The following is a 10727-nucleotide window of genomic DNA, read 5'->3' on the forward strand; positions in this document are numbered from 1 at the left end:
CGGGCAGGCGCGTTAGGCCAGCGCCGGCTGGATCTTCTTGCAGGCCTCGACAAGACCGTCGACGGATGCGACCGACTTGTCGAAATTGGTCTTTTCCTCACCCTGGAGGTCGATCTCGATGACGCGCTCGACGCCATCGGCACCGATCACGACCGGCACACCGACATAGGTGTCCTTGAGGCCGTACTGGCCGTCGAGAGCGGCGGCGCAGGGCACGACGCGCTTCTTGTCCTTCAAGTAGCTCTCGGCCATCGCGATTGCGGAAGAGGCCGGGGCGTAGAAGGCGGAGCCGGTCTTCAGGAGGCCGACGATCTCTGCGCCGCCGTCACGGGTGCGCTGGACGATTTCCTCCAGGCGGTCCGCGGTGCACCAGCCCATCTTGACCAGGTCCGGCAGCGGGATGCCGGCAACGGTGGAGTAACGGGTCAGCGGCACCATGGTGTCGCCGTGGCCGCCGAGCACGAAGGCCGTCACGTCTTCCACGGAGACGTTGAATTCCTCGGCGAGGAAATACCGGAAGCGGGCGCTGTCGAGCACGCCGGCCATTCCGACGACCTTGTTCTTCGGCAGGCCGGAAAACTTCTGCAGGGCCCAGACCATGGCGTCGAGCGGGTTGGTGATGCAGATGACAAAGGCGTTCGGGGCATGCTTTGCGATGCCGGCGCCGACCTGCTCCATGACCTTCAGGTTGATTTCCAGGAGGTCGTCGCGGCTCATGCCGGGCTTGCGCGGCACGCCTGCGGTCACGATGACGACATCAGCGCCTTCGATTGCTTCATAGCTGTTGGCGCCTGCCAGGTTCGCGTCGAAACCGTCGACCGGGGAGGACTCGGCCAGATCGAGTGCCTTGCCCTGCGGAATGCCTTCCGCGATGTCGAAGAGAACGATGTCCCCCAGTTCCTTCAAACCTGCCAGATGTGCGAGTGTGCCGCCGATCTGACCAGAGCCGATCAAGGCAATTTTGTTCCGAGCCATTTCGAAAGTTTCCCTTTACGTAAGATGGAACCTTATGCCATCCGCCGATGACTGACGTTGGCACTACTCCCTTTGCCGCGCCCGCGCAACCTCGCCAAAAGAATATTGCGCGTTTGCTGGCAAAATTTCTCGAATATTCCCGCCTGCATAATTCACCTATACGGAATGCAGACCTATGCGTGTGTACTCCGGTTCTCTCCCGCGAGATAGGCTTCGGACCGCATCTCGATCAGACGGGAGGCCGTGCGGTCGAATTCGAAGGCTTCCGTACCGCTGTCCGCGGAATATAGCTCCTGCGGTTCGGCCTCGGCTGAAACCACAAGCTTGATGCCGTTATCGTAAAGCGTGTCGATGAGCATGATGAAGCGCTTGGCTTCATTGCGCCTGGCTTTCGTCATCACCGGCACGCGGTCCACAAACACCGTGCTGAAGGCGTGGGCGATGCGAAGATAGTCGGCTGCACCCAGCGGCTGCATGCAAAGTTCCTCAAACGTAAACCTTGCCGCGCCTGCGGCGACGCAAGGCACGGGAATTTTCCGCCCCTTCATCTCCAGCTCTTCGGAATGCGGCTTCATGCCGTGGGTCAGTTTGGTCCAGATCGTGTCCATCTGCGCATCCGCGCCGTTGTCGAGCGGCGTGACGTAGACGGGAGCACCCGCGAGTTTTTCCAGCCGGTAGTCGGTCGGCGAATTCAGGTGCAGCACCTCGACCCTGGAGACCAGCATGTCGATGAAAGGCAGGAACAGCTGCCGGTTGAGGCCTTCGCTGTAGAGACGGGAAGGTTCGACGTTGGACGTCGCCACGATGATCACGCCCTTTTCGAAGAGCTGGGCGAACAGGCGTCCGAGAATCATGGCGTCGGCGATGTCGGTGACGGTGAATTCGTCGAAGAGCAGAAGCCGTGTTTCCTCGGCGATCTGCGCGGCAACCGGAGGAATCGGGTCGTCGCCCTTCACCTGCCCTAGCTTGTGCGCCTGACGGTGCGCATGAATGCGCTCGTGCACATCGGACATGAATTCGTGAAAATGCACCCGGCGTTTGCGGCGGATGACCGTCACCTCGTAAAAGAGGTCCATCAGCATGGTCTTGCCGCGTCCGACACCGCCCCACATGTAAAGGCCCTGGACGGCTGCCCAGAGCTGGTTCTTCTTGTTCGCGAACAGCCAGCCGAGGGAACTCTTCTTCGAGGCAAGCCGGGTTTCCGCAAGCCGCGTGTTCAAAAGGTCCAGCCTGCGTACCGCTTGCCGCTGGACGGGATCTTCCGAAATCTCGCCGGACGCGATCAGCGCATCATAGCGGGCGCTCATGGCGCGGTTGACCGGCAGTTCCATATTCAACGGTGATACTCCCTCCATGAGCTCTCATGGGGTCGGGCACATGACCTGATCGCGACGCCCTGCAACAGGGCCTCTTCAACCCGGGCGGAATAAGGTCAAAATGCCGCAGATGCAAGTCACGAAATGGTCGGAGACTGTCACAGAATTTCAAAACGGGAACTTTCAACCGATTGAAGCCAAAGGCTTTCCTTGAAAGCTGCCCGCTATAAGACTTTCTTCCGATGCCCCTGCCCGGCCGGGTCGGCGGTATTTGCGTACCGTGAAATCTCCTCCGGATTTCCCGCAAGACCCCCGCTGACGCGCCGGATTGACAAGTGCAGAAAAAAAAGCCTGCGACCGGCAGACCGGAAGCAGGCGTTGGAACAAACAACAAGAGCTGAGGTTACCGCAGGAGAAGGGCGGATTTGCGGCCGCTCTGCAACTCCTGGACATAAAGGAGGTGGGCGACCAGTTTACACTCGGACGGATCATCTAGATTCGCCTTGCGGCCACGGCCGTCCGTCAGCAGCCAGGCGTTGCCCGGGCGCACCACATCACACTCGATCGGCGCCTTGGGATCGAAACCGGCCTCTTCCAGCAGGGTCAGTCCCAGTTGGGCCTCCTCCTCGCCCTCGCGCCCCCGCATGCTCATCCGCAGGCTGCGGTACACCTGCTGTATCGACCGGGTCGCAACGATTGCGGTCACAATATCGTCGCCCGACATGGCGGCGAACCGGACGACGCCACTTTCGGTGGGAATGGTGGAATTGGTGCAGGGCGTTCTCTGAACGTCGCCAAGGGGCGACCATTCGGACCTGAGCGTGACTGTTGCCGGTTGCCGCAGGGCAGCCATTTCCTTCGACAACCGTTTTTCCGCGGCCTTTTGCGGATTTTGAACCGGACGGCTGCCATTGGCCGTGCGGCCCGCGACCACGGTTCCACCGATCCGGAGCCGGCGGAACACGATGACGTCGCGCATCAGGTCGGTGCGTTCGACCCGCCATCCGGCATCCAGCCAGGCATTCTGATGCACGAGACTGCCGCCTGAATTGGCCCACCAGGTGCGGTGTTCCCGCGCGCTTCGTGGAAGGGAGGAGCCGATGATCTGTTCGACTTCCTCAAGCTTGGCGGCCCAAACAACATCATCCAGACGCGCCAGATGTTCCCGCAAGGGTTCATATTTCGACATATGCACAGCCTTTCCGATAGCTATGCAAATGTACACCCATAACGCGAAGTGTCCAGTAAAAAATACCGAGGATTGTTAACGGTAGAGGGAGATCGGAGCCCCCGTGGCGGTCTGGCCGTCAAATTTGCCCGGGGCACTGGAATAGAGCTGGGCGACGATCAGGCCGGAGCCATCCTTCAGCACCACCTGCTTGCCGTTGAGATCCCAGGCAGCGATGCCGGAGAGGACCGGAGTGGCACATCCACGCGTGTTGGCCCGGTAGCCGCCGGACCAGGACGTCAGGGTCATGAACGCCATGCAATTGTCGCCGCCCGAGGCCAGCTTCCAGCCCCCGAGGAGATCCGTCCGGCCGACTTCCTGGGCGTTGGTCGGTGCGGTCACGGGATTGTTCGCCAGGTCGGTCTGGCTGATCGTACCGGCCTGCGGAGCGTTGGGATCGAGCGGAGCGAGCGTCCCCGCACCGACCGGTGTGGTCGGTGTTGCCGGCAACGGCTCGGCATAGTTCCGTCCCCCGGACAGCCGCTGGCACCCGGCGGCCAGAACCACCAAACCCAGGACCAAAGCAATTTTTCCCGCGCGCATCATGTCGAATCAATCCCTCATCTTCGACCCAATATGGCTGCATCTCTTAGCCCACAATTTGTCGAAAATCCAAAATCCGCAAAAAGACACCGTGACTGTGGCACGAATACCACCCCACCCGGCGGGAGCAACCGGGCCTAAGCGGCACCGGTGACCGCGCGCGTTACGCAACCCAAGGGTGCCGCGGTTCGACCAGCCGGTCGATGGCAGCTTTCACTTTCCCGCAATAGCCGGCACAGGCGCCGAAGGTTTCCGGAATGGGCGGCTTGCCCGCAATGCTCCACCAGTGGCTCGAAGTCGTCGCCTTCCAGAAGGCCGGTTGCGGCACCGGCGCCATGTCGGCGAGATAGATCACCCTGTCCGGTACGATGGCATGAGGCAGAAGAAAAATGTCGACCGGCTTCGGCGCCAGCCCGTCGCTGTCGATACCCAGCGCGGACAAGAGCCTTGGAACATGCCTGTTAAGACGTTGCGCCGGATGCAACCCTGCGGAGAAGGCGCGCAAGAGCCCTCCGCCCCGGGCATTCAGATAGGCTTCGGCCAAAGGTCCGAGCAAGCTGTTGTCGGGACAAAGGAACAGGACGGAGGTCGTTGTCACAGGTCACAATCCTCATGGGGTTCCGGCGCGGCATCCGCCTCCGGTCGAGCATCCCCTATCCGCCTGACGGGAAGTCTTTATGACAGAACCTGGGCAAATGTGATTATCTTCAGGAAATTTCCTGTCCCTTCACCTTTCTGCCTTTTGACGACATAGGAGATGCGGACGGTTTTCTGCCGCCCTCGAAACGCCCCTCACTTTCCGGAGACACACCCATGCCGATCGCCTTCTGGTGCATCCTGACCGCCGCGATCCTTCCCATTCTGTCGGTCCTGCCGGCCAAGATGAACAAGGAATACGACAACTCCAGGCCGCGCGATCCGGATTACTGGCGGCATGGCTTCCGGGCCCGCGCGCAAGCGGCCCAGGCCAACGGTCATGAGGCATTTCCCTTCTTCGCGGTCGCGGTCTTCGTGGGCCTGAACCAGGGCGGAGACCCGGTCTGGATCGATCGGCTGGCCGTGCTCTTTGTCCTCCTCAGGCTCATTTATGTCTTCTGCTACTGGACCGACCGGCCCAACCCGCGCTCCCTGGCATGGGCGGCTTCATTCCTAGCGATTCTGGCGGTTTTCACCAGTTCGCTGTGGAGCTGAACCTCTCTCCGGGGCCTGCGCCGCCTTAAAAATTGTTCAACGAGCGTTTGCACCAAAAGGCTGATTTCGCTAACGATACGGGAGGGTATCGCGGTAATGTGTTGGGCAGAGGTGCATCTTGCGGACGACAGACCGGACGTCAGAGCGAACAGCAGACCCCCTGCCGGCGCGCCGCCAGACAGCGTCGCAGCGTCAGCTTGCCGACCAGCATATCGTTGATGTTCTCATCGCCGAACGCGGCAAGCAGGTGATGGCAAGCCCCTGGTGGCCGCTGATCCGTCCGATTGCCCACAAGATCCTGCGATACAGGTCCGCCGTCGACATGGCCGACACCATCGCGCAGATGGAAGCGCTCGAGGTCTTCTCCCATCTGAGCGGGTTGCTGGAACTGGACGTGACCACGCGCAATCTGGAGCGCGTCCCCGCGGAAGGCCCGGTGGTTCTGGTGTCCAACCATCCGACCGGCATTGCCGACGGTGTCGTGCTCTACGACGCTATAAAAACCAGGCGAGACGATCTGGCGATCTTTGCAAACCGGGATGCCATCCGCATCAACCCGCGCCTTGCCGACATGATCATCCCGGTCGAGTGGCGCGCCGATTTCAAGACCCGGGAAAAGTCGAAGGAGACCCTGAAGCTCGCCTCCTCGGCCTTTTCTAAGGAACGTGTTGTGGTGCTTTTCCCCTCCGGACGCCTGGCCTACTGGCACGAGGGCAAGCTGACGGAGCGACCCTGGATGAGCTCCGCCCTGGCACTGGCCCGCAAGAACAAGGCGCCGATCATCCCGTTGCATATGGGCGGCAGGAACTCCGGCCTGTTCTATTTCCTCGCCCGCGTCTCGACGGAACTGCGGGACATGACCGTCTTCAACGAGCTGCTCAACAAGAAGAATGCCCGGTTCAACGTGCATTTCGGCAAGCCCATCCGGCCGGAGCGGCTGGAAGGCGACCTTACCGACCTGACCGAGCAGATGCGCGTCCACTGCGCCGAAACCCTTGCCCGGGACCCGGACGCCGAATTCTGAACCGCACCGGCTCATCTGATTCTTCTGACAGTTTTCCCGTCATCCACAGGCGCAAATTGCCCTTCATTGCCCTTGCCCGGCGAATAAGACATGGTGCGGAAGAATCATAGGAAATCATTCACTCATGTCCGTCTTGCCCGCGATTGCCGCGGATGACACTTCGCCAATGCAGACTGTCACGGCTGCTCCGGCCGTCCGCCCGGATCCGAAGCCGCTCGCGGTTCTGGAAAAGGTGTTCGGCTACAGCAGTTTCCGGGGCAAGCAGCAGGCGGTCATCGACACGCTTGTCGACGGCAAGGACGCTGTGGTCCTGTTCCCGACCGGTGCGGGAAAATCCCTCTGCTACCAGATCCCGGCGCTTTGCCGGCGCGGCGTCGGTGTCGTCGTCTCGCCGCTGATCGCCCTGATGAAGGACCAGGTCGGCGCGCTGAAAGCCGCCGGTGTGAAAGCCGCGGCCCTGAATTCGACTCTGTCCCAGGACGAGCAGGCGGATCTGCGCGCGGAACTGCGGCGGGGCGAGGTCGATCTCCTCTATGTGACGCCGGAGCGGCTTGCCAGCGAGGGTTTCCGGCAGTTTCTGGACACGCTTCAGATCTCCCTTTTCGCCATCGACGAAGCCCATTGCGTCAGCCAGTGGGGGCATGATTTCCGGCCCGAATATCTGGCGCTGTCCTGCCTTTCGGAACGCTATCCGGGTGTGCCGCGTGTCGCCCTGACGGCAACCGCCGATCCCCACACGCAGAAGGACATTCTGGCCCGGCTGAAAATGGAAGACGCGGAAGTCTTCCTGACCAGCTTCGACCGGCCGAACATCCGCTACGAGATCGTCGAACGCACCAACCAGCGCCAGCAGCTTCTCGATTTCCTGAAGAAACACGACGGCGAGAGCGGTATCGTCTATTGCCTCTCCCGGGCCAAGGTCGAGGACATCGCCGACTGGCTCAGCTCCAAGGGCATCAAGGCCCTGCCCTATCACGCCGGCCTGCCGGCGGAGGAAAGATCGGCGAACCAGGATGCCTTCCTGCTGGAAGAAGGCCTTTGCCTGGTGGCGACCGTCGCCTTCGGCATGGGGATCGACAAGCCGGACGTGCGCTATGTCGCGCATCTTGACCTGCCGTCGTCCGTCGAGGCCTATTATCAGGAGACCGGGCGCGCCGGGCGCGACGGTGCGCCGTCAGAGGCTTTCATGGCCTACGGCATGGCGGATCTGGTCCAACGCCGCCGCATGATTGCCGAAGGCGATGCGCCGGAAGAGGTCAAGCGCGCGGAAAACGCCAAGCTGAATGCACTGCTCGGTATCTGCGAAACCGCCGGCTGCCGCCGTCAAGCCCTGCTGGCCCATTTCGGCGAGACCTACCCGAAGCCTTGCGGCAATTGCGACACCTGCCTGTCGCCGGTCGAGACCTGGGACGGAACGGAAGCAGCCCAGAAGCTGATGTCGGCCATCTACCGTACCGGACAGCGCTTCGGCACCGCCCATGTCATCGATGTGCTGCTCGGCAAGACCAACGAGAAGGTCGCCCGCTTCGGACACGACAACCTTTCCGTTTTCGGCATCGGCCAGGAACTGCCGCTAAAAACCTGGCAGTCCATTGCCCGCCAGCTTGTCGCCGCCGGTTATGTCGATGTCGATCATGCCCATTTCGGTGCGCTGATCCTGACCGAGAAGGCGCGGACGGTCTTGCGCGGCGAAGAGCGAATCGACCTGCGCAAGGACCGGAACGCAGCGGGCCTGAAGAAGACACGCACCTCGCGGACCGCTTCCATCGCAGACGAACTCGGCGACGAGGACAAGCTGCTGTTCGAGCGGCTGCGCCGGCTTCGGACCCAGATCGCGCGGGATCAGAACGTGCCGCCCTATGTTGTCTTCCCCGATGCAACGCTGGCCGGCATCGCCGCCGCCCGCCCGATCAACCCCGATGCGCTGCTGGCGGTTTCTGGCATCGGCCAGTCGAAACTGGAAAAATACGGCACCGCCTTCATGGAGCTCGTGGAAGCATTCGAGGCAGGTGTTTAAGGGACCGATTCCGTCACTGTCCGCGCCAGTGCCTCAATATGTTTACCTTAACGACTTCTTGACAGTTTTCACGAGATAAAAGCCCTCAAAGGTTGTATCAAGGGCTTTTCACATGCGTCTTTTCCCCGTTTTTCTGGCCGCGGTTTCCGGTCTGACTTCGCAGACATTTGCCGCCGACATCCCGCTCACCGACGTACCGGCGGCCGATTTCGGGACCGTCGAGGAACTGCGGCTGACCCGGGCGGACTGGACCGGCTTCAACGGCGTTCTCTTTTTCGGTGGCGGTTTCCTCACCGGCTCCGACAGCCTCGGACTGGATGCCTTCTTCCGCTCGGGCGCGGGCGGCGGCTCGGTTGGTTACGATCATCAGTTCAACAGCATTGTGCTCGGGGCAAGCCTGGAAGGCGCAATCACGAACTTCCAAAGCAGCACCCGCTCTGGAAGTGCACGGCAATCCGCGAACTGGCTGAGTGCGGCAACCGTCCGCGTCGGTTATGACGCCGGACGCTTCATGCCTTATCTCTCGGCGGGCGTCGGCCTCGGCAACTACAAGATCGAGCGCAAGAGCGATGGCGCCTCCTCCGAGAATACGCATGTTGCATTCGTGGCCGGTGGCGGCGTCGAGGCGCGTATCACGGACAATATTTTCGCGCGGGCAGACTACAAACACTACGAGTTCAGCGAAGAGACCTATGATGTGCCGGGCTGGTCGTCTTTTTCCGCCGACGGCAGGGCCGATATGTTCACGCTCGGCGCGGGCTACCGGTTCTGAGGGAGCAACCGCCGGAAGAGGTCCTGCCTCGAACCGTCTTGCAATGCTCGCCCTGGCAACAGGCACATTTCCCCTCCTTGCGAGGAGCCAGATTGCCGACAGCGAATTGGTTTGCCGTCGTCATCCCGGTCAAGCGAAGCGCGAGCCGGGACCGGAGAGGCACAGGTACTTGCAACGTGCTTCGTTTGAAGATCGCCGGTCTCCTGCTCTCCGATCCCGGATCTTTGCTGCGTTTCGTCCGGGATGACCATTGCTGACGTTTGTTTTGGATCTGACGCCTCGATCTTGTCGGATCACGATCCCGCCCCGGGCAGTCCGTGATAGGCCTCGCCGCCCCAGACCGACTTGACCCGCGCATCGCGGCCGCAACCCTTGCGGTAGCCCTTGTAGGCATCTGCCCGGGTGACATAGCCGAAGCGCGTCAGGGTGCGCACGCCGCTCTTGTAATAGTTCTGGTGATAGTCCTCGGCAGGCCAGAACAGCGCCGGTTGCTCGACCGGCGTGACGATTTTCCCTTTGAGAACCTTCTGCGCCTTGCCGATTTCTGCGCTTGCCTGTTCCGCCTGGGCCGCGTCCAGCGGATAGATCGCGGTGGAGTAGGCATGGCCCCGGTCACAAAACTGGCCGCCCGGATCGGTGACATCGATCGTACGCAGGAAGACGGCGACCAGTTCGCCGTAGCTGATCCTGGTTTCGTCGAAATCGACTTTCACCACTTCCCGGTGACCGCCGCGTTCGTAAGTCTTGTAGGTCGGATTTTCCGTGGTGCCGCCGGCATAGCCGGAGACGGCTTCGCGGACACCAGGCAGTTTTTCCAGGTCCGCTTCCACGCACCAGAAACAGCCCCCGGCAAGGATCGCGGTTTCCGCCCGCACCAATTGCGGCGCCAGGGCAAACAGAAGAGCGGCTGTGAGGGTGTGCGGCACCAGGCGCTTCATGGCATTTCCTCCATCGGTTGTTGCAAGAGGTACTCCATCAGGGCCTGGTGACAACTCAACTTCCCTCGCCTCGGTCACACTTCCCTGTGAAAGCGGTGTGACCGGCCTGGCAACCTATTCCTCCCATGAGACCGCGCCTTCCTCAAAGCCCGGAAGCTGCGGGCTGACCACGCAGAACCGGTGTCCGCTGGGTGCTTCCATCACCACCCAGCGCTCGAAACGCTGGAAGACCTTCGCGCCGAGTTTTTCAAGGCGGGCAACTTCCTTGTCCGGGTCATCCGTCTCGACGTCCAGATGAACGCGCGAGGAATGTTCGACACGTTGCACGAGGATGCCGATCTCGTCGTCCTTGCCCTCAAGACGGCGATATCTTGGGTTCGTAGGGTTGGCTTCCACCGTCCGCCCGAGGGTTCCCGCCCAGAAGGCGGCGTGATCCTCGATATCCCCGCCTTCGCAATCGATCACCAGATCGCCCAACCGGCTTTTATGCATTTCGAACTCCAGAGTTGCAGTCGATATCGCCGGGCTGGCGGGTTCCGGAGATCCGCCCGACCGGCAGAGAAAGTGTCTTTCAGCGAAAGTCGCCTTCGGGTAGCGGAGGCTTATTCCGGCAGGTGGCAGACGGCCTCGATGTTATGACCGTCCGGATCCAGCACGAACGCGCCGTAATAGTTTTCATGATACTGGGGCCTGAGGCCGGGTCCGCCGTTGTCCTTGCCGCCC

11 protein-coding genes and 1 pseudogene are annotated in these 10727 nt (G+C 61.5%); 4 read left to right on the forward strand and 8 right to left on the reverse strand.

The annotated features are described in order from the left end of the window. Window positions 1-12: 12 nt before the first annotated feature. The 5 genes from mdh to ACQY7U_RS22030 all read right to left on the reverse strand — a co-directional run bounded on the left by mdh (window position 13) and on the right by ACQY7U_RS22030 (window position 4660). A complete protein-coding gene (gene mdh / locus ACQY7U_RS22010) occupies window positions 13-975 on the reverse strand; it encodes a malate dehydrogenase (protein ID WP_428649389.1) in 963 nt (320 codons plus the stop codon). Between the two features lie 173 nt (window positions 976-1148). Next, entirely contained in the window at window positions 1149-2306 is a 1158-nt protein-coding gene (gene zapE, locus ACQY7U_RS22015) for a cell division protein ZapE (protein WP_428649413.1), read from the reverse strand. A gap of 388 nt (window positions 2307-2694) precedes the next feature. Next, window positions 2695-3480 carry a DUF7662 domain-containing protein gene (locus ACQY7U_RS22020; RefSeq protein WP_428649392.1) on the reverse strand — a complete coding sequence of 262 codons (786 nt, stop codon included), beginning with the start codon at window positions 3478-3480 and terminating at the stop codon, window positions 2695-2697. 75 nt (window positions 3481-3555) lie between these two features. Next, complete coding sequence (locus ACQY7U_RS22025; RefSeq protein ID WP_428649394.1) at window positions 3556-4041, reverse strand: protease inhibitor Inh/omp19 family protein; 486 nt, start codon at window positions 4039-4041, stop codon at window positions 3556-3558. Window positions 4042-4225: 184 nt separating this feature from the next. Further along, on the reverse strand, window positions 4226-4660 hold the full coding sequence (locus tag ACQY7U_RS22030; protein WP_428649397.1) for a low molecular weight phosphatase family protein: 435 nt from the start codon (window positions 4658-4660) through the stop codon (window positions 4226-4228). A 215-nt stretch (window positions 4661-4875) separates the two neighbouring features. On the opposite strand from ACQY7U_RS22030, the gene ACQY7U_RS22035 reads away from it, so the two are divergent. The 4 genes from ACQY7U_RS22035 (at window position 4876) to ACQY7U_RS22050 (ending at window position 9066) form a co-directional block, all read left to right on the forward strand. Next, the gene (locus ACQY7U_RS22035) at window positions 4876-5253 is read left to right on the forward strand and encodes an MAPEG family protein (RefSeq protein ID WP_428649400.1); all 378 of its coding nucleotides are present in this window, start codon (window positions 4876-4878) and stop codon (window positions 5251-5253) included. A 118-nt stretch (window positions 5254-5371) separates the two neighbouring features. Continuing rightward, on the forward strand, window positions 5372-6277 hold the full coding sequence (locus ACQY7U_RS22040; protein WP_428649402.1) for a GNAT family N-acetyltransferase: 906 nt from the start codon (window positions 5372-5374) through the stop codon (window positions 6275-6277). A gap of 166 nt (window positions 6278-6443) precedes the next feature. After that, on the forward strand, window positions 6444-8294 hold the full coding sequence (recQ, locus tag ACQY7U_RS22045) for a DNA helicase RecQ (protein WP_428649425.1): 1851 nt from the start codon (window positions 6444-6446) through the stop codon (window positions 8292-8294). A gap of 112 nt (window positions 8295-8406) precedes the next feature. Continuing rightward, window positions 8407-9066 carry an outer membrane protein gene (locus tag ACQY7U_RS22050; protein WP_428649405.1) on the forward strand — a complete coding sequence of 220 codons (660 nt, stop codon included), beginning with the start codon at window positions 8407-8409 and terminating at the stop codon, window positions 9064-9066. A gap of 293 nt (window positions 9067-9359) precedes the next feature. Here ACQY7U_RS22050 and msrA read toward each other — a convergent pair whose 3' ends face one another. From msrA to ACQY7U_RS22065, 3 genes and pseudogenes are all read right to left on the reverse strand, one after another. After that, entirely contained in the window at window positions 9360-10004 is a 645-nt protein-coding gene (msrA, locus tag ACQY7U_RS22055; RefSeq protein ID WP_428649408.1) for a peptide-methionine (S)-S-oxide reductase MsrA, read from the reverse strand. Between the two features lie 114 nt (window positions 10005-10118). Next, the gene (locus ACQY7U_RS22060) at window positions 10119-10496 is read right to left on the reverse strand and encodes a VOC family protein (RefSeq protein ID WP_428649411.1); all 378 of its coding nucleotides are present in this window, start codon (window positions 10494-10496) and stop codon (window positions 10119-10121) included. A gap of 110 nt (window positions 10497-10606) precedes the next feature. After that, window positions 10607-10727: pseudogene (locus ACQY7U_RS22065) on the reverse strand (VOC family protein); the annotation flags it as partial.

The organism is Roseibium sp. (assembly GCF_050301095.1).
In the GTDB taxonomy this organism is placed as follows: Bacteria; Pseudomonadota; Alphaproteobacteria; order Rhizobiales; family Stappiaceae; genus Roseibium.

Bases quoted from the DNA above. Each gene is read 5' to 3' on its own strand.
- ACQY7U_RS22060 (WP_428649411.1), bottom strand. From the start codon at position 10,496: ATGCATAAAAGCCGGTTGGGCGATCTGGTGATCGATTGCGAAGGCGGG.
- recQ (WP_428649425.1), top strand. From the start codon at position 6,444: ATGCAGACTGTCACGGCTGCTCCGGCCGTCCGCCCGGATCCGAAGCCG.
- ACQY7U_RS22035 (WP_428649400.1), top strand. From the start codon at position 4,876: ATGCCGATCGCCTTCTGGTGCATCCTGACCGCCGCGATCCTTCCCATT.
- mdh (WP_428649389.1), bottom strand. From the start codon at position 975: ATGGCTCGGAACAAAATTGCCTTGATCGGCTCTGGTCAGATCGGCGGC.
- ACQY7U_RS22050 (WP_428649405.1), top strand. From the start codon at position 8,407: ATGCGTCTTTTCCCCGTTTTTCTGGCCGCGGTTTCCGGTCTGACTTCG.
- zapE (WP_428649413.1), bottom strand. From the start codon at position 2,306: ATGGAACTGCCGGTCAACCGCGCCATGAGCGCCCGCTATGATGCGCTG.
- msrA (WP_428649408.1), bottom strand. From the start codon at position 10,004: ATGAAGCGCCTGGTGCCGCACACCCTCACAGCCGCTCTTCTGTTTGCC.
- ACQY7U_RS22020 (WP_428649392.1), bottom strand. From the start codon at position 3,480: ATGTCGAAATATGAACCCTTGCGGGAACATCTGGCGCGTCTGGATGAT.